At 48.9% G+C, this 17587-nt stretch carries 17 protein-coding genes; 5 read left to right on the forward strand and 12 right to left on the reverse strand.

Features of this window, described 5'->3' with window-relative positions:
• Nucleotides 1-69 precede the first annotated feature (69 nt).
• The 4 genes from ACFO4L_RS13290 to ACFO4L_RS13305 all read left to right on the forward strand — a co-directional run bounded on the left by ACFO4L_RS13290 (nt 70) and on the right by ACFO4L_RS13305 (nt 6036).
• On the forward strand, nt 70-3474 hold the full coding sequence (locus ACFO4L_RS13290; RefSeq protein ID WP_377910160.1) for a transglycosylase domain-containing protein: 3405 nt from the start codon (nt 70-72) through the stop codon (nt 3472-3474).
• 148 nt (nt 3475-3622) lie between these two features.
• Entirely contained in the window at nt 3623-4258 is a 636-nt protein-coding gene (locus ACFO4L_RS13295; protein ID WP_377910323.1) for a GNAT family N-acetyltransferase, read from the forward strand.
• Between the two features lie 18 nt (nt 4259-4276).
• On the forward strand, nt 4277-4879 hold the full coding sequence (locus ACFO4L_RS13300; RefSeq protein ID WP_377910161.1) for a CBS and ACT domain-containing protein: 603 nt from the start codon (nt 4277-4279) through the stop codon (nt 4877-4879).
• Entirely contained in the window at nt 4876-6036 is a 1161-nt protein-coding gene (locus ACFO4L_RS13305) for an acetoin utilization protein AcuC (RefSeq protein ID WP_377910163.1), read from the forward strand. Before ACFO4L_RS13300 ends, ACFO4L_RS13305 begins: the two co-directional genes overlap by 4 nt.
• A 105-nt stretch (nt 6037-6141) precedes the next feature.
• On the opposite strand, the gene ACFO4L_RS13310 is transcribed toward ACFO4L_RS13305, so the two are convergent.
• From ACFO4L_RS13310 to ACFO4L_RS13345, 8 genes are all read right to left on the reverse strand, one after another.
• On the reverse strand, nt 6142-6864 hold the full coding sequence (locus ACFO4L_RS13310; RefSeq protein WP_377910164.1) for a 5'-methylthioadenosine/adenosylhomocysteine nucleosidase: 723 nt from the start codon (nt 6862-6864) through the stop codon (nt 6142-6144).
• A gap of 140 nt (nt 6865-7004) precedes the next feature.
• A complete protein-coding gene (motS, locus tag ACFO4L_RS13315) occupies nt 7005-7775 on the reverse strand; it encodes a flagellar motor protein MotS (RefSeq protein ID WP_377910165.1) in 771 nt (256 codons plus the stop codon).
• Entirely contained in the window at nt 7768-8583 is an 816-nt protein-coding gene (motP, locus tag ACFO4L_RS13320) for a flagellar motor protein MotP (RefSeq protein ID WP_377910166.1), read from the reverse strand. The genes motS and motP overlap by 8 nt, the downstream gene beginning before the upstream one ends.
• Nucleotides 8584-8632: 49 nt before the next feature.
• Nucleotides 8633-9649 (reverse strand): catabolite control protein A, encoded by a 1017-nt coding sequence (ccpA, locus tag ACFO4L_RS13325; protein ID WP_377910167.1) that lies wholly within the window; start codon nt 9647-9649, stop codon nt 8633-8635.
• Nucleotides 9650-9965: 316 nt separating this feature from the next.
• Nucleotides 9966-11060: a bifunctional 3-deoxy-7-phosphoheptulonate synthase/chorismate mutase gene (locus tag ACFO4L_RS13330; RefSeq protein WP_377910168.1), complete on the reverse strand. Its 1095-nt coding sequence runs from the start codon at nt 11058-11060 to the stop codon at nt 9966-9968.
• 286 nt (nt 11061-11346) lie between these two features.
• Entirely contained in the window at nt 11347-11685 is a 339-nt protein-coding gene (gene ytxJ, locus ACFO4L_RS13335; RefSeq protein ID WP_377910169.1) for a bacillithiol system redox-active protein YtxJ, read from the reverse strand.
• On the reverse strand, nt 11682-12053 hold the full coding sequence (locus ACFO4L_RS13340; RefSeq protein ID WP_377910170.1) for a YtxH domain-containing protein: 372 nt from the start codon (nt 12051-12053) through the stop codon (nt 11682-11684). Before ACFO4L_RS13340 ends, ytxJ begins: the two co-directional genes overlap by 4 nt.
• 24 nt (nt 12054-12077) lie before the next feature.
• A complete protein-coding gene (locus ACFO4L_RS13345) occupies nt 12078-12500 on the reverse strand; it encodes a DUF948 domain-containing protein (protein WP_377910171.1) in 423 nt (140 codons plus the stop codon).
• A 182-nt stretch (nt 12501-12682) separates the two neighbouring features.
• On the opposite strand from ACFO4L_RS13345, the gene ACFO4L_RS13350 reads away from it, so the two are divergent.
• Entirely contained in the window at nt 12683-13798 is a 1116-nt protein-coding gene (locus tag ACFO4L_RS13350) for an aminopeptidase (RefSeq protein ID WP_377910172.1), read from the forward strand.
• Between the two features lie 110 nt (nt 13799-13908).
• On the opposite strand, the gene murC is transcribed toward ACFO4L_RS13350, so the two are convergent.
• From murC to ACFO4L_RS13370, 4 genes are all read right to left on the reverse strand, one after another.
• On the reverse strand, nt 13909-15225 hold the full coding sequence (murC, locus tag ACFO4L_RS13355) for a UDP-N-acetylmuramate--L-alanine ligase (protein WP_377910173.1): 1317 nt from the start codon (nt 15223-15225) through the stop codon (nt 13909-13911).
• Between the two features lie 102 nt (nt 15226-15327).
• A complete protein-coding gene (locus ACFO4L_RS13360) occupies nt 15328-15984 on the reverse strand; it encodes a hypothetical protein (protein ID WP_377910174.1) in 657 nt (218 codons plus the stop codon).
• A 111-nt stretch (nt 15985-16095) separates the two neighbouring features.
• Nucleotides 16096-17217, reverse strand: coding sequence for a nicotinate phosphoribosyltransferase (locus ACFO4L_RS13365; RefSeq protein WP_377910175.1), 1122 nt, complete (start codon nt 17215-17217; stop codon nt 16096-16098).
• Between the two features lie 45 nt (nt 17218-17262).
• Nucleotides 17263-17451, reverse strand: a complete 189-nt coding sequence (locus ACFO4L_RS13370) for a hypothetical protein (RefSeq protein ID WP_377910176.1) — start codon at nt 17449-17451, stop codon at nt 17263-17265.
• Nucleotides 17452-17587 lie beyond the last annotated feature (136 nt).

Raw genomic sequence — 17587 nt, forward strand, 5'->3', positions numbered from 1 at the left:
CTCCTATTTGCGTTCGGCAGCCGTATGCTATAATGTGGAGTGATAATGTTTTCGCGAGGAGGTTTTCAGGTGAGTGAAGAACGTTCTTCACGTACCAGGTTTTTCGGGAGCCGCGGACCAGCTGCTGTAACGAAAGGCGTACGTATTACATCTGCCGTTTTCTGGAATTTATTGCTTATTTTCTTTATCTTAGGGTTGGCAGGTGCAGCGTTTGCCGGAGGTGCAGGAGCAGGCTATTTTGCTTCTCTCGTTCAGGATGAACCAGTACGTGATGTAGAAGAACTCTCAGTTGATATATTTAATTATGAAGAAACGACAGAAGTTTATTTTGCCGGTGAGGAATATCTCGGCGACCTGCCGTCTCCGCTTGAACGACGCGAGGTCGATCTGGAGAACATATCCGATCACCTTATTAACGCGGTGATTGCAACCGAAGACGAATACTTTTACGAGCACGACGGAATCGTTCCGAAAGCACTTATGCGTGCAGTATATCAGGACTTTTCCAATGCCGCTACCCAGACAGGCGGAAGCACACTCACCCAGCAGCTTGTGAAAAACCAGGTGCTCTCGAGTGAAGTCACGCATGACCGGAAAGCTGCTGAAATTCTCCTCGCGATGCGGGTCGAACAGTTTATGGAGAAGGACGAAATTTTGGAAGCATACTTAAACATCGTACCGTTCGGCAGAAATGCCAACGGACGCCAGGTTGCCGGTGCAGAAGCAGCTGCTCAGGGTATTTTCGGTGTCAGTTCTTCCGAGCTTAACATTCCGCAGGCTGCGTTCATTGCAGGAATGCCGCAAAGCCCGTTCTCCTATACTCCTTTTCTAGGCTCAGGTGAAGTGAAGGAGGACATGGACGCCGGTCTGAATCGAATGAATACCGTTTTAAACCGGATGCACAGACACGGCTATATTACGGATGAGGAATATGAAGAGGCGCAGAACTATGACATACGGGAGAGTTTAACGGACCCGACGCCGTCGAGCTATGAAGAATACCCGTTCATCGTAGACACCGTCCGCGACCGTGCTGAACAAGTGATCTTTGAACATCTGCTTGAGGAAGATGATGTCGTACTCGAAGAGATTGAGGACGAAGAATACCGTCAGCTGCAAAGCAGCAATTATCGGGAAGCTGCCCGCGAAGCGCTGCAGCGCAATGGCTACGTCATTCATACGACGATCGACAAAGATATTTACGATGCTCAGCAGGAAGCAGTGGCCGAGTACGAAAACTTCGGTCCTGACCGCACGGATATTGTTGAAAATGAAGAAGGCGAAGAAGTCGAAGTGACCTATCAGGAGGAAGTCGGTTCTGTACTGATCGACAACCGGACCGGTGCGATCATCAGCTTCGTCGGCGGGCGAGATTTCCAGCAGAGCCAGTTCAACCACGCGACAGGAAATGCCCTGCGCCACACTGGTTCAACAATGAAATCACTGCTCACCTATGCACTTGGCTTTGAAACCGGCGACTTACAGCCAGGGTTCATTACACCAGACACGCCGTATGAATACGAATCAGTAGAAGACCGCGAAGTGACTAACTTTGATAATGATCACAGCGGTATGATCACCGCCCGGGAAGCATTGTCCCGATCCCGAAACGTCCCTGCCGTTCGCGAATTTCACCGCGTCGACCAGGACTTCGCCCGTGAGGCGATGATTAACTACGGTCTTGAGCGGTTTATGTATGATGAAAACCTTCCGTACGAAGGAACGCCGCTTGGTACGATGGGCATGACCGTGGAAGCCAACACAAGCGCCTACTCGGTTTTCGGAAACGAAGGAAAACGCAAGGAAGCGCATATGATTGCGTCCATCGAAGATTCTGAAGGCAACGTGATCTTCGAACAGGATACAGAAGAAGAAATTGAGGTTGTCTCTCCGCAGACTGCCTATCTGATGATTGACGTGATGCGTGATGTAATGGAATCCGGACTCGGTACAGCTCCTAATTTGCCGGGCTACCTCGACTTCGACTCCGATCTCTCCGGAAAAACCGGAACGAGTCAGGCACTGCGAGACTCCTGGTTTGTCGGGTTGAACCCTCACATCACCCAGGGACTCTGGATCGGCTATGATGATGATCAGTTCCGGGTTGTGCAGGAGCATAACGGCATCGGTTATGGCCCGCGTACACAGATGCTCTGGGCAGACCTGGCGAACGCTGCCTATGAAGTTGACCCGGACCTGATGGCGCCGGAAGAAGACTTTGAGCGGCCGGACGGCATCGTGGAAGAAACGATTTGCGGCATTACAGGCATGCTTCCATCGGATCTTTGTGAAGAAGCCGGCTTTGTTACTACCGACCTTTTCAATGAAGAATTCGTTCCGGATGAAACGGACGACAGCCTGGAACGTGTTGACTACGTCCGCGTTAATGGTGATACGTACCTGGCGCTGGACAGCACGCCGTCCGAGTTCACCCGTCAAGGGGTGTCGATCCAGGATGACTTCTTTGATCTTGGAGATGAAGACCTGTCTGAATACCTTCCGGATGACTGGGACAACCTTATCTCAACCGATGAAGAAGCACCGGATAATGGACGAACTCCTGGTGCCCCATCGATCAGCACCAGCGGCGATACCGTTACGTGGAACGAGCATGAGGAAGGCGATGTCGTCGGCTATCGTGTCTACCGCGCTTCTAATGAAGACGGAGACTTTTCTGAAGTAACGAGCGTCCGCTGGGATGAAGACTTTGAGTATTCAGGCAGCAGCGGAGCCTATTATGTCACAGCAGTCGATGTTGCCGGCCGTGAATCATCCTCGAGTTCAACCGTCACCATTGGCTCCACGAGCAGCGATGACGATGACGACGATAATGATGACAATAACAATAACGGCTCCAATGATTCAGACAACGAATCAGACGACAACGGCAGCAGCAATGACGATGGCAATGACAGTGACAGCAGCAGTAATAATGATGACAGCAGTAACGATACCAGTACGAATGACAGCAGCGATAACAATGCGGACAACAGCAGCAATGCCAATGATAACGAAGATAACAATGGCAGCAATGCAAACAATGGTAATAATAACAACAACAATTCAAACAATGGTAACAACAACAATTCCAACAACGGAGACAATAACAGCAACAATTCGAATGGCGGGAATAATGAATCAAATGAGGAGGCCTCGAACAACGAGGCCTCCTCCCCCTCCAACTCGAACAACGAAAACAACTCTGGGAACAATAACGGCGGCGGGAATAACGCTGAAGAAACAACGGATGACTCAGGTAACAACGAAGCTGACACAAACAATTCCGGCGGAAACAACGAGAGCAGCAACGAAGCCGGAAGCAACAATGGCGGGAATAACAGCGCTGAAAACAACAGTGGTGGCAATAACAGCGCTGACTCCAATAATAACGCCGAAGCAGAATCAAATGCAGATAACGAAAATACAGCAAATAATGACGGGGCGGGAAATGACAGTGGAAACAATAACGAATAGCATGATGCGAACTCCTGCCGGAGCATACGGCAGGAGTTTTTCGTTAAATACATACCAAACCTTTTTGAAAGCGCCTCCAGTATTACCGTAGGTTTGAGTGGCAGACTATGGTATATTAGACATATTAAGAGGGAAGGTAGGGATGGCTTTGAAGCATCGGAGAACATATCACTCTATCACGCATACTGGTAATGAAAACCGACAGTTTCAGATCGCCGGGCCACTCAGCACCGATACAATTGAACAGGCTGAATTCGATGACGGACTGAAAGCGTTCCGCCAACCCGAACAGCAGAAAAAAGCATTGATTGATGTATCGAAGCTCGAGGAGAGCCGTATTGTTGCTGCCATTGAAAACAATAAAATCGTCGGCTATGCCGTCTATTTATATCCGGATGAAATGGAGCGGTGGTCACAGTACCGATTTGATAACCTGATCGAACTCGGTGCCATTGAAGTATCCATGGATTACCGGGGCCATAACCTCGCAAAAGAAATTTTAAAAGTATCCATGATGGACGATGCCGTTGAAGATTACATTATCATTACAACAGAATACTACTGGCACTGGGACCTTCGCGGGACCGGTCTTTCTATCTGGGATTATCGCGATATCATGGAAAAAGTGATGAAGTCCGGCGGCTTAATGTGGTATGCCACAGACGATCCGGAAATCACCTCTCACCCAGCTAACTGCTTAATGGCCCGAGTAGGCAGCCGTGTAAGCACCGAATCCGTTCACGAATTCGACCGCGTCCGTTTTCAAAACCGTTATATGATCTAATTGATGGAGGTGCAGACAATGAAAATAGAAGAAGTGATGCAAAAAGACGTCATTACGATATCCTCTAATAAATCTGTAACTGAGGCTGCTAAAGCGATGAAGCAGCACGATGTCCGCCACCTTCCTGTTGTTGATGAAGACGGGCTCGAGGGAGTCCTTTCCAACCGGGATGTTCGCGGAGTCGATTCCGGTACGGTAGCAGACTATATGACACGCCACGTACATACCTGCCTGCCAGGGGATTTTGTTGAAGACGCTGCTCACCAGATGCTCGAAAATAAAATACACTGTCTTCCCGTCATTGATCCAAATGAGAAGGTGATCGGCATATTAACCGACACGGATCTGCTGCGGACGCTCGTGCGCCTTACCGGATCAGACCGGCCGTCCTCCCGCGTGGAAGTAGAAGTCGATGATAAAAGCGGCAAGCTGGCTGACGTGACGGCAGTAGCGAAAGAACACGCCCAGAATATCCGCAGCATCTTTGTCATTCCCGCCGAGGACGGCAGAATGCGGATCGTGATGCGATTGCAGACAATGAATCCGGGCCGCTTTGCCCAGGCACTGAAAGAAAACGGCTGTGAACTGATCTGGCCTGAAGAACCGGAGATGACACTATGAAACATGAAGCAGCTTTTGTGTTTTCTGAAGAGCAGCTTGGCTATAAATTTCACGAGGATCACCCCTTTAACCAGCGGCGCCTGACGATGACCAACGACCTTTTAGTAAAAGCAGGGGCCTTGAATGAGGCTGACATTATTCCAGCGCGAATGGCGACGGTGGATGAACTGCTCCTCGTTCACGATGAAGATTTCGTTTCGGCCGTGATGAGTGCAACAGATGGTCAGCATAAATCGTCATTTACAACGAAATACGGGATCGGTACGGAAGACACGCCTGTCTTTCCGATGATGCATGACGCTGCTTCGTGGCTTGTCGGCGGAACGCTGCAAGCAGCCGATCTCGTTTTTGAAAAGAAATATGAGCATGCCCTCAACTTAGGTGGTGGCCTGCATCACGGGTTCCGGGGCAAAGCTTCCGGTTTTTGTATTTACAACGACAGTTCAATCGCGATTGAATACATGAAGCAGAAATACCAGGCACGAGTCCTTTATATTGACACCGATGCGCATCACGGGGACGGTGTGCAATGGGCTTTTTATGACGATCCGGATGTCTGCACGCTGTCGTTTCATGAGAGCGGACGATTTCTGTTTCCGGGAACCGGCCATGTGTCGGAGCGCGGTCACGGCGACGGTTACGGCACTGCCTTCAACGTACCGTTTGAAGCTTTTTCGGAAGACGACACGATGCTTGAAGCATGCGAAAAGGTCATGCGCAAGGTCGTGGAGACGTTCAAGCCGGATGTGATTTTAACCCAAAACGGAGCAGATGCGCACTATTTTGATCCCCTTACACATCTTTGCGGGACGCTTCAATTTTTTCATGAAGTGCCGCGGATTGCCCACGAGCTGGCGCATGAATACTGCGATGGGCGATGGATTGCTGTCGGCGGCGGCGGATACGATATCTGGAGAGTCGTTCCGCGCGCGTGGGGGAGCCTGTGGATGGAAATGAGCGGTCAGACAGCTCTCCGCGAGGAACCGATTCCGGACGATTGGCTTGCAAAGTGGCAGGAAGAGTCTCCCGTGAAGCTGCCCCACTCTTGGCACGATCCAAAAGGACTGTATCCGGAAATTCCCCGCCGCAAGGAAATCAATCAGAAAAATGCCCGTACGGTTAAACAAGCCCTCAAATTTCTTTCTAAACAGACGTGATCGTTCCAAGCCTTCGTGCTGATGGCATAGAAAAAGCAGAAGCCTCCCTTTAGGGACCGGCTTCTGCTTGTTTTTGTTTCGTAATGGTTTTCAGCCCCGCATCTTCTATTGGCTGCTGCTAATTTCAGATGACAGCCTCGTCAGTGCACTGGAAATAATAGCCGCCGAGCGTTCAGCCGTTTCGTACACCCATTTCTGAAAGGCTTCGGGCGCTTCCCCGTTGGCTTTGTCAGACATCGAGCGCAGAATCACGAAGGGGACATCGTGCATCCATGCAATCTGCGCCACTGCTGCACCTTCCATTTCCACACAGTCCGCCTGAAACGTCTGCCTGAGATCCGCTACTTTGTCTTTATCAGCAATGAATTGGTCACCGCTGACCACTTTACCTGCATAGACATTAACATCGTCCTCCAGCTCATTTGCAGCTTCCAAAAGCCGCTGCTGCCAAGATTCATCTGCCGGAATGTCGGCAGGGGTGTCCGACATAGGAATGGTCCCTCTTGGAAACCCCAGTGCTTCTGCCTCAATGTCATGCTGCTGGCATGAGGTGCTGATTACCACATCCCCAATTTCATAGTCAGGATTAGCAGCCCCGGCCACGCCGGTAAAGAGCAGCACATCCACTTCAAACACATCAATCATTTTCTGAGCAGCGGCTGCGGCGTTCACTTTGCCGACACCTGCTTTTGTCAGAACCACATCACACATGCCAAATTTGCCGACCGCATACGTGTTTTTAGCGAGCTGATATTTTTCCTCAACTGTAAGCAGATGCATGAAGTGGGCAATTTCTTCTTCCATTGCACCGATTAATCCGATTTTCATGCGATCCCTCCTCTGTAAAAGCGTCAAAACAGGCTGCCGTCCGCCGCAGCGGAACGACAGCCTCTGCTGACTCCATTGTATCATTTACTGTTCCGTTTGGTGACCGTTCTTTACGTTTATGTCCCCTATGCTGGGTGCGTTTAATAAAGATCGTCCTCGTCAAAGGATGGGTCTGAAATCACAAGCACAACACGCCTGTTCTGCTGAAGGTTCTCTTCCGACGTGTTCGGCGCCACCGGTCTCGTATCCCCATAGCCCGCAGCCATGAACCGCTGCGGATTAAGCTCTCCCGCCTCAGTTAAATAGCGGATGACGCTGCTTGCACGCGCCCCGGAAAGCTCCCAGTTGGATGGAAACTGCATCGTGCTGATTGGCCGGCTGTCGGTATGACCTTCCACTTTCACCATGTTAGGGATCGTATCAAGCAGCTCAGATACTTTATCAAGAAACGGCTCAGCTTCGTCAATCAAGTCTGCACTGGCTGTTGCAAACAGCGCCTGCTCCTGCAGAACCAGCACGACACCTCTATCATCCCGCGAAGCTGTAATCTCTTCGGTGAATTCATTCTCTTCCAAATATTCATTGACGTCTTCGAGCAGTTCATCGAGCTGTTCGTTCAGCTCATCCTGCTCCATTTCCTCATATGGCTCAAAGGGATCCATTTGACTGTCCGAAGGCTCTGCTTCCAGCTCCCGTTCTTCTGCCGGACTTTCAAACGGCAGTACGGAAGGGAATCCATCAAACACAGCCCGTTCCTGAAATGAATCAGCAATCGCACGAAACTTCGTCGCATCTACGACGGACATGGAAAACAGCAGAATAAAAAAGACGAGAATCAGCGTCATCATATCGGAGAACGTGACCATCCATTTTGGAGCCCCGCGTTCTTCTTCACGGCGTCTTCTATTCATTCGAAACCGGCTCCCCTATAGGTGCTTCTTCTTCCTTCTTTTTTGAAGAAGCTGGCAGAAACGCAGCGAGTTTTTCCTGCAGCACCTTTGGATTTTGACCGGATTGAACACCAATGACACCTTCGATAATAATTTGCTTGACGAATACTTCATCTTCCGTACTAAGCATGAGTTTATGGCCCATCGGACCAAAGACGAGGTTCGCGAGCAGCGTACCATAGAGCGTCGTCAATAAAGCGACTGCCATATTAGGGCCGAGCGTTGCCGGATCATTTAAATTTTGCAGCATTAGCACGAGCCCGACCAGCGTACCGATCATTCCCCAGGCAGGTGCATATTCAGCAGCCTTTTCAATGACAAGACGGCCCTTCCGGTGACGCTCTTCCATCGCCACGACCTCTGCCATCATAATATCTTTAATAACATCCGGCTCAATGCCGTCCACGGCGAGCAGGACCCCTTTCTCAATAAACGGGTCCTCTACTTCCTCCAACCCAGCTTCAAGCGCTAGCAGCCCTTCCCTTCGCGCTTTCGTCGACAGGTCGACAAATGTATCAATGAGCAATCTCAGGTCGTGATTACGCGTCTGAAACGCCTCCTTGAATACACGGGGCATCAGCTTGATATCTGTCAGGGAAAAGTTGATGAAAATTGCAGCCGTCAGCCCCCCAAGTACGATCAGAATGGAAGTCACCTGCAGAAAATCTGTCAGGTTTCCTGTTCCAGCCGTGCTTGAAAAAATGGCTAAAAACATTGCGGTCATGCCGATGAACAGTCCGATCGGTGTGAGTAAATCTGTTTTTTTCATAAGTCGCTCCCCACGCTGCAGCTGCCGCCGGATGACCGCCTACCAGAACTTACTCGTCTTCAGAAAAGGACGTCGACTGGCGGTATTCGATACGATGCGGCAGTACTACTGCATTTTCTGTTACTTCTTCTTTATTCATGAGCTTCGTAAGCAGACGCATGGAAACCGCGCCGATGTCATACATCGGCTGAACGACTGTGGAAAGCGTAGGGCGAACCATCGTTGCGAGACGGGTGTTATCAAATCCAACAATTTCAAAGTCATCTGGCACATGCTTGCCGTGATCCTGTGCACCGTGAATCAAACCAAGCGCCATTTCATCGGTGCTCGCAAAGACAGCTGTCGGCTGATCATCAAGTTTCAGAAGCTGTTCCATCGCATCCACACCAGCGTCATGCGTATAGTCGCCGATCACTACCAGGTTGTCGTCAAGGTCGATGCCGGCGTCGTGAAGCGCTTCTTTGTAGCCTGAAAACTTCTGATAACCGTTGATCGGGTCTTCCAGCGTGCCTGTAAGCATTGCGACACGCTTGTGACCCTGCCGAATGATGGCTGATACAGCGTCGTAAGCAGCCTGCTTGTAATCGATGTTAACCGATGGAAGCTCCCGTTTTTCGTCCAATGTTGCGGAAAGCACAATCGGTACCGGCGACTGTTTAAACGTTTCCTCATGTTCCTTTGTAATCTCTCCGCCCATGAAAACAATACCGTCCACCTGTTTCTCAAGCATCGTATTGATGAGGTGAATTTCTTTTTCCTTGTTTTGATCAGAGTTGCTGAGGATAATGTTATATTTATACATTGTTGCAATGTCCTCTATCCCCCGTGCCAGTTCAGAGAAAAAGATGCTGGAGATGTCCGGAATAATAACCCCTACAGTCGTCGTCCGTTTGCTCGCAAGCCCCCTCGCGACAGCGTTTGGTCGATAGCCCAGCCGCTCAATTGCTTCCATAACACGCTTTCTAGTCGTCGGTTTTACGTTTGGATTACCGTTTACCACTCGTGAAACGGTAGCCATGGATACACCTGCTTCTCTAGCTACATCATAAATCGTTACATTATTCATTTGCTGTTTCCTCCTTACGGTATATAGAAAAATTTTACTTTCATATTTTCATAATATACGCTAATCATAGTATACTTTCAGGAGGCACGCAAACTATAGATTATATCGACAGCCTGCTTTCCTTCCTGAAGGAATCGATGTGATTTCCTCGAAAAAACATGATTAGTCCTGAATGGGGCGACCCTAATGCCGCACCTGAAAAACGACATAATCAACATTCAATATTCACGTTTTCATACATTGTTTTCAAAAGTGCACACGTAAAAGCGGACCGCCCTCCCTTAACTGGAGGAACTGGTCCGCTTTTTTTCATCACTTAGTTTGCTGTTACACTCCCACGCTTGTAAAGACCGGATTCTTCCAGTTTGTTGAGGAACTCATCAAACTGCGGGAAGTCCATCTGCTGCGCAGAATCGGAAAGTGCTACTGCAGGATCCGGGTGAACCTCGGTCATCACACCGTCGGCTCCGATTGCAAGAGCTGCCTTCGCTGCCGGAAGCAGCAGATCCCGGCGGCCGGTAGAATGCGTGACATCGACAAGAACCGGCAGGTGTGTTTCCTGCTTCAAAATCGGAACAGCTGAAATGTCCAGCGTATTACGTGTAGCAGTTTCGTACGTGCGGATACCACGCTCACAAAGGATGATGTTGCCATTGCCTTGAGAGTGGATGTACTCTGCTGCATTAATGAACTCAGCGAGAGTTGCCGAGAGGCCTCGCTTCAACAGAATTGGTTTATCTACTTTACCTGCAGCCTTCAGAAGCTCGAAGTTCTGCATATTGCGGGCACCGATTTGGATCACGTCCAGGTAGTCCACTGCTTTTTCGATATCGTGCGGCGTGACGATCTCACTGATCACTGCAAGATCATGCTTGTCAGCAGCTTCCTTTAAAATTTCAAGTCCTTCAATCCCAAGCCCCTGAAAGTCGTACGGAGATGTTCTCGGCTTGAATGCGCCGCCCCGCATCAGTTTAATGCCCTGCTTTTTCAGCGTCTGAGCTACCTGATCCACTTGTTCGCGGCTCTCTACGGAACATGGTCCTGCGATTATGCGCTGCTGACCATCCCCGATTGCCTCGCCTTTAATAGTAACAATTGTATCATCCTGCTTGCGCTTACGGGAGACGAGCATCGCTTTACTGTGATCATCCTCCTGAAGCTCCAGGCTTGCCTTGAAAATTTCTTTAAATATATGCTGAATAGTTGATGTTTCAAATGGTCCTTCGTTTTTAGCTGCGAGTGCATCAAGCATCTTTCGTTCACGAACCGGATCGAAGCGGTTCAGACCCTGAGCTGCTTTTACCCGTCCAACTTCCTGTGCAAGCTCGGCACGCTTTGTGATCAGTTCAAATAGCTGATCATTCACCTCATCTAATTGTTTTCTAAGCTCTTCCAGCTGTTCGTTACCCATTCTATAAAACTCCTCTCGTGATTAGCACCAAGCTTGTGCTTCCTTTAGATTTAATGATCATTATAAACGATACTTGCCTGCTTGTCAGCCCCTTTTCTTTAATAATTAAACGCTTTTAAGCATTAAAGCGACAAAATATCGCGAAACTCCTTCTCGCTCATAGGGTTGAGGATTTAACAAAAATAATATCTTTTTTTCATTCATTCATTCGTTTCTGTTTTTGAGCGAAAATAACATCCGCCGAAGCTTGCTTCGGCGGATGAATCGAATCACGATGCTATAGTATTTACGACCGGCGTACACCGGCCTCTGCCTGCTGCAGGCTGTCTTTCGTAATATTCCAGTGTGAATCATGCCAGAGCACCCGCTGATTGTGCACGAGCAGTGCCTGGGGCGATTCGTGTTTAACGCTGTAGGTCTCTGCAATATCGGCAGATCCGCTGCGAAACTCCTGCACATGCAAGTAATAGATCGGCAGTTCGGAAATGTCTGCATAAGATTGGAGCTCGCTCCAAGCCTCCGAGCTGATCGGACAGGTCGTACTATGCTTAAAGATCAGAAAAGGCTCTGGGCGCTCATAAAGAGTCCGGAGGGTTTCGTTGTCTTCAAGCTTTTTTAACGTCATGTAGAAGCTCCTCCCCGATTTTGCTTTTCGCGCTCTTCCACTTCCTGGATCAGCTGCTCGACAGACCGCTGCAAGTCTTCCACTTCTTTACGGACAGAAGCTGCAATATCATCGGACAATCCTTCAAAATCCTCCATCAGATAGTCTGCAGAGTCGGTCAGTTCTTTCATATCACGTCGCACCGAGCGCGACAAATCTCTCATTTTGTCCGCAAGACTGCTCGTGCTCTCTCTTGCCTGCGTATTAATATTACGCCGGATTTCACGTCCGGATTTTGGCGTAAGCAGAAAAGCAGCGGATGCTCCTGCCAGCCCGCCTACCAGTGCCCCGATTACAAAATCCTTTACGTTCATGCCTTCGTCGCTCATTGGCACAGCCTCCTTCACGTATACTTACACATTCGTTTCTTTTTGCTTCTTATAGCGGGTCCACAGCTCAAGCGCTACGTTCCCCCATTGAACGGCCTTTGCTACCTGTTCAGACCGCTGGTCGGCCTGGCGCGATACCGAATCGGATACGCGTTTAACGGACGTATTCATATTCTGAAACGTCACGCCGAGATCCTGAGCTGCTGCAAATACGGAGTTCAAGGAATCTGATTTACGCTGCAGGTCGTCTGCAAGCGCATTTGTTTTATGTAGAAGATTCGTGGATTCATTTGTGATTCCTTCCACCTGTCCCTGCAGGTCCTCCACTGTTTTGGATACGTTGTTCATCGTTTCCTTCAAGGATTGCAGCGTCTTGATGAGATAAAAAACGAGAAGTGCAAATGCCACTGCGACAATTGCAATGCTGACATACATGAGCCATTCCATAATTAGTTCCTCCTTGTCTGATTGCGGTTTAACTTTACCGTATCCAACTCTTATTGAACTAGATTCGAGATAAATTGTCAAAATCCTCCCGGAAAACAGCACCGGCTGGTGTTTTTTCTGTACAGCCGGTAGAATGGAAAACGGATACATAAACTATAAGTGTGAAGGAGCGTGCTGTAAGCATGAGAGATCCACGGATTCAAACCCTTGCTCGAAACCTGATTCAGTATTCCACTGATCTTCAAAAAGGAGAGAAAATCTTAATTGAAAATTTCGGCCTTCAAAAAGAGCTGGTAAAGGCGCTGGTGGAAGAAGCGTATGCTGTCCATGCTATTCCCTTTGTTTCCCTGAAAGAGCATGATGTAAACCGTTCCCTGCTTATGGGAGCTACAGATGAACAGCAGCAGCTGACCGCTCGTTTTGAAGCGGACGTGATGAAGGAGATGGATGCCTACATAGGCCTTCGCGCCGGCGACAACATCAGCGAGCTGTCCGATGTACCTTCAGCCAATATGGCCCTGCACCAGAAAACGGTGGGTACAGAAGTACACCGCAAAATTCGTGTACCAAATACGAAATGGGTCGTGCTGCGTTACCCGACTGATTCGATGGCACAGCTTGCTGGAATGAGCACGGAAGCGTTTGAGGATTTCTATTTTAACGTGTGCAATCTTGACTATGCCAACATGGATCAGGCAATGGATGCCCTTGTTGATCGAATGAACCGCACAGACCGCGTTCACATCCAGGGGGATGGAACAGACCTGCACTTTTCTATCAAGGATATCCCGGCCATCAAATGCGCGGGCCGTCTGAACATTCCGGACGGGGAGGTTTACACTGCTCCTGTCAAAGATTCCGTGAACGGCACCATCACCTATAATACCGCTTCTCCTTATCAGGGCACAACGTTTGAACAAATTCGTCTCACGTTCGAAAACGGTAAAATTGTCGATGCCGCATCGAGCGATACGAAAAAGCTTAACGAGATCCTCGACACGGATGAAGGCGCTCGATTTATTGGTGAATTTGCAATTGGGGTCAATCCATTCATTCAGCATCCTATGCAGGATATCTTGTTTGATGAAAAAATTGACGGCAGCTTCCACTTCACTCCAGGGCAAGCTTATGAAAATGCTTATAACGGAAACGACTCAGCCGTACACTGGGACATTGTAAACATTCAGCGTCCTGAATACGGGGGCGGTACGATCTCCTTTGACGGGGAAGTCATTCGCCGCGACGGACGGTTTATCGTTTCTGATCTCGAACAGCTGAATCCTGAAAACTTGAAGTAACCGTCATCTGAAGAGACTGCCAGAAGCATCTTGACAGCGGTCTCTTTGTTATAAAGCAGGCAGCAGAAAGGCTTCCATCCTGAAACGGAATGGAAGCCTTATCGTTTTCGTTACAGCGCACCTTCCTGGCTGCTTCGGTTTTCTTCGTATGCCCGCTGAAACTTCTGTACGTCTCCGGCTCCCATAAACAGCAGAACCGCCTGTTCGTACTGCATCAGGACATCTGTTCCGGATTCTTCCAGAATCTGTGCACCTGAAATTTTATGCTGCAGGTCGTGAATCGTAAGCTCAGCCTTTTTTTCCCGGGCTGACGAAAAGATGTCGCAAAGATACACATAATCTGCGTCACCCAAAGCGGATGCAAAATCGTCTAAAAATGCCTCGGTTCTGGAAAAGGTGTGCGGTTGAAAAATCGCGATGACATCTCTGCCGCTGTACTTCTTTTTTGCAGACTCAATTGTTGCACGAATTTCCGTCGGGTGATGAGCGTAATCATCTACGAGCACCTGAGTACCGACTTGTTTTTCGGAGAAGCGGCGCTTCACTCCGGAAAACGTAGCGAGCTGCGCGGCTACTGTTTCCTTTTCGATCTCCTCATAGTGGCAGATCGCGATCACTGCAAGTGCGTTCAGGACGTGGTGGGTGCCGTAGCCGGGAATGGTAAACCGACCATAATGCTCCTGCCGCACGTAGCAGTCGAAGTGCGTCCCTTCCGCGTCAGTCTTGATGTCCCGTGCCTGAAAATCACTTTCTTCTGACAGCCCGTAATAAATGACCGGAACACCTGCCTGCAGATGCTGGAGATGCGGATCGTCGCCGCAGGCGATAATTGCTTTTTGGACCTGGGAAGCCATATCCTGAAAGGCTTGAAAGACATCATCGACATCTTTAAAATAGTCGGGATGGTCAAAATCAATATTTGTCATAATTGCATAATCGGGATAATAATTCAAAAAGTGACGGCGGTACTCGCATGCTTCAAATGCGAAATACTCGCTGTTTTCTGTTCCTTTTCCAGTTCCGTCCCCGATCAAGTACGAGGTCGGTCTGGCTTCAGACAAGACATGGGAAAGAAGCCCGGTCGTCGTCGTTTTCCCGTGCGACCCGGTTACAGCTACACTCGTGAATTGTTTAATAAACGATCCTAAAAAGTCCGGGTAAGAGTGGACGGTAATCTTTTTTTCACCGGCCCGCTGAACTTCAGGATTTGTCTCGTTATACGCAGGTGATGCTATGATAGTCTGTCCTTCCTGCACGTTGTCAGCTTCAAAAGGATAGATTGGGATGTTTTTATTTTCAAGCGGAATCTGTGTAAAAAAACGCTTTTCCACATCAGAGCCCTGTACGTTCATTTTCATATCGCTCAAAATTTGTGCCAGCGCACTCATGCCTGAGCCTTTTATTCCAATGAAATGATAGTTTGTCATTTCCTACTGCCTCCGAATTTTGAATAAGTCGTGTTGCCGGATCGTCCCGGCGGTTCATTCCCTCATTATAACAGAGAGACCGTCTCCCTGCTATGTGCCATTTTACGGACGGTACTGCAGAAACGATATGCCTGTTTCCTTCAAAAACCGATGGTAGGATTTTCTCCCTTTCGCTTCAAAGTAACGGAGTTTTTCAAGTACTTTTTCCTCATGTTTCGGGTCAATACGAATACAAGGGCCTACCATTGTCTTTTCAAAACCGACCTGAGCCACTCTTGCTAAAATGAGCTCGCCTGCTTCTGCCTGCTGCGGGCTGCCGACTGCACGGACTGCAATTTCACGTTCCTCCTGAAAAGGAGAAAGCAGGTGTTCACTGCCGCTCGTATGAAGGACACGATACGGGGCCAGGTGCATGAGCATCATCATGCCAGCCGTTTCTTTCATTTTCGGCGTCAGCTCACTGCTGTGGCTGCGGATAAACAAATCAAATGGACGGGACCCGATGACGGTAATGTAATCAAACAGCATCCAGTGCTCGGCGTGCAGCTCCTCCTCCCGGGTCAGCACGGTTTCTGTCTGAAATCCGCACAGATCTCGAAACATATGCTTGGCCCTTACCTTTTCTCTCATGTTTAAATCCCGTTCGAGGAAATGGAACAGCCATTCGTACAAATCTTCCGCTTCCCGGTGATAAGCTTCCTGTTTTTCACGCTTCATTTCCTCAAAATTAATCATAAACGTGGCTTTTCGTTCGGGCATGCTGCACGCCTCCTTTCCAGCTATGTACGTACTTGGGAAGAAAAAAGAGCCGTCCCGAAGGCACAGCTCCCCACTGTCACTCTTTTATGAGGCGCACTGCTGAACGGCGCCTTACTTCCGGATGTCCGCCGCCTCGAGCTCTATTTTCTTTAAGCGCGGATTTTCCCTGTATTTCCTTCCTTCTTTCGCCTGAGGTTCTCCATTTAAAAGAACGTTATCTCCTGTAAATCCGATATGTACCTTAAGCAGGCTGCTTCCTACTCCGTACATATCAACTGGAACACCGTCTTTTTCATACCGGCTGATCCGTTTTGCATCGAAGCCTCCGGAAGCGACAATTTTTACATGATGAAACCCTTCTGCATCAAGGGCATCTCTCAGTGCAAACAGCAGCTTTGGGTTAACGCCTCTCGGATCAAAACTGCCGAGAACGTCCGGATTTCTTGTAAAATACCGGTCTACCATGTGGTTAGAGGTATCTACTCGGACACCGCTCAACTCACGGCCGAATTCCCTGGCTACTTTAAGTGAATCTTCAATCACATCATTGTTGTAATCGACAAGCGCAAGAAGCTCGTCGTCCGGAAACGTATCTTTATAGGCTTTTGTCGCCTGCACAAGATCTCCCTTGAACAGCTGAATAAGCGCATGCGGCATCGTGCCGATTCCTTTCTTGCCCCACCATTCATTCATGGCGTGAGTCGCCTGGGCCTTCGAACCGCCGATAAACGCTGCATATCCGTCACCAGACTGCATGGTAAAATGATCATCGCGATCTCCCATGAAGATGACAGGTTTCTCTGTTCCGGACGTTTTAGCTGCTTTAACAACTTCATAGACGTTCGTCGCCACCGATGTTCTTCTGGCGAGAATGCCGTCAATAACTCCTTCTAAAAAGCCAAAATGCTGATAGGGTCCCGTGATCGTCAGGACAGTTTCAAACGGCTCCACCTTATCTCCGTCTTCAAGCGAATGAATTTCCAGTGATTCCGGTTCAACAGCAAACTCCTGCAGCAGAGCAATCGCTTCATCGGTTCCGCAAAGGACAGCATGCTGCTTTTGAAAAAACTGCATCGTCACCACGTTATCGGGAATGACTTTTTCTGCAATTTCTTTTGTTTTCAAAAAATAAACTGCTGAGAACCAGCCTTCCCCGACACGTTCATCGAACTTAAACGTTTTGTTTGTCAGGCGGTCTATCTCTCCACGCAGCTTTAGCGTTATTTCTTTCATTAATCCAGTTCTCCTCATTCTTCATCATTAAAATTATGCTGGTTTCTAATGGTACAGGGTGTTGTCTGCTTTTTCTGAGATGACTGCTTCCATGATCTCTTTCACATCGTCTTCGTTGACCTGATCGACTCCGTGGCGCAGGACAATATCTTTCGTCCGTTCCTCCTCTGTCAGGAGGTGCAGCCACGCAGGTGAAATCTGTTCTACGAGATGTCCAAGTAAAATCTGATGCATTCTGATCCCCTCCCTGTCTGATTGGTAGTCAGACGAAGTATGGGGCCGGCCGTTCAGGCCGCCTGCATGATCACGGTTCCCTGTTTCATAAAAAAGGGGGTACAGTTGGAAGGCTGTACAACCTTTCCTCTACTAT

Source organism: Bacillus daqingensis (genome assembly GCF_042654445.1).
GTDB classification, from domain to species: Bacteria; Bacillota; Bacilli; order Bacillales; family Salisediminibacteriaceae; genus Alkalicoccus; species Alkalicoccus luteus.

Bases quoted from the DNA above. Each gene is read 5' to 3' on its own strand.
- ccpA (WP_377910167.1), bottom strand. From the start codon at position 9,649: ATGAATAATGTAACGATTTATGATGTAGCTAGAGAAGCAGGTGTATCC.
- ytxJ (WP_377910169.1), bottom strand. From the start codon at position 11,685: ATGACGTTAAAAAAGCTTGAAGACAACGAAACCCTCCGGACTCTTTAT.
- ACFO4L_RS13340 (WP_377910170.1), bottom strand. From the start codon at position 12,053: ATGAGCGACGAAGGCATGAACGTAAAGGATTTTGTAATCGGGGCACTG.
- ACFO4L_RS13330 (WP_377910168.1), bottom strand. From the start codon at position 11,060: ATGGGTAACGAACAGCTGGAAGAGCTTAGAAAACAATTAGATGAGGTG.
- ACFO4L_RS13305 (WP_377910163.1), top strand. From the start codon at position 4,876: ATGAAACATGAAGCAGCTTTTGTGTTTTCTGAAGAGCAGCTTGGCTAT.
- ACFO4L_RS13310 (WP_377910164.1), bottom strand. From the start codon at position 6,864: ATGAAAATCGGATTAATCGGTGCAATGGAAGAAGAAATTGCCCACTTC.
- ACFO4L_RS13300 (WP_377910161.1), top strand. From the start codon at position 4,277: ATGAAAATAGAAGAAGTGATGCAAAAAGACGTCATTACGATATCCTCT.
- motP (WP_377910166.1), bottom strand. From the start codon at position 8,583: ATGAAAAAAACAGATTTACTCACACCGATCGGACTGTTCATCGGCATG.
- ACFO4L_RS13370 (WP_377910176.1), bottom strand. From the start codon at position 17,451: ATGCATCAGATTTTACTTGGACATCTCGTAGAACAGATTTCACCTGCG.
- ACFO4L_RS13350 (WP_377910172.1), top strand. From the start codon at position 12,683: ATGAGAGATCCACGGATTCAAACCCTTGCTCGAAACCTGATTCAGTAT.
- ACFO4L_RS13345 (WP_377910171.1), bottom strand. From the start codon at position 12,500: ATGGAATGGCTCATGTATGTCAGCATTGCAATTGTCGCAGTGGCATTT.
- murC (WP_377910173.1), bottom strand. From the start codon at position 15,225: ATGACAAACTATCATTTCATTGGAATAAAAGGCTCAGGCATGAGTGCG.
- motS (WP_377910165.1), bottom strand. From the start codon at position 7,775: ATGAATAGAAGACGCCGTGAAGAAGAACGCGGGGCTCCAAAATGGATG.
- ACFO4L_RS13360 (WP_377910174.1), bottom strand. From the start codon at position 15,984: ATGCCCGAACGAAAAGCCACGTTTATGATTAATTTTGAGGAAATGAAG.
- ACFO4L_RS13365 (WP_377910175.1), bottom strand. From the start codon at position 17,217: ATGAAAGAAATAACGCTAAAGCTGCGTGGAGAGATAGACCGCCTGACA.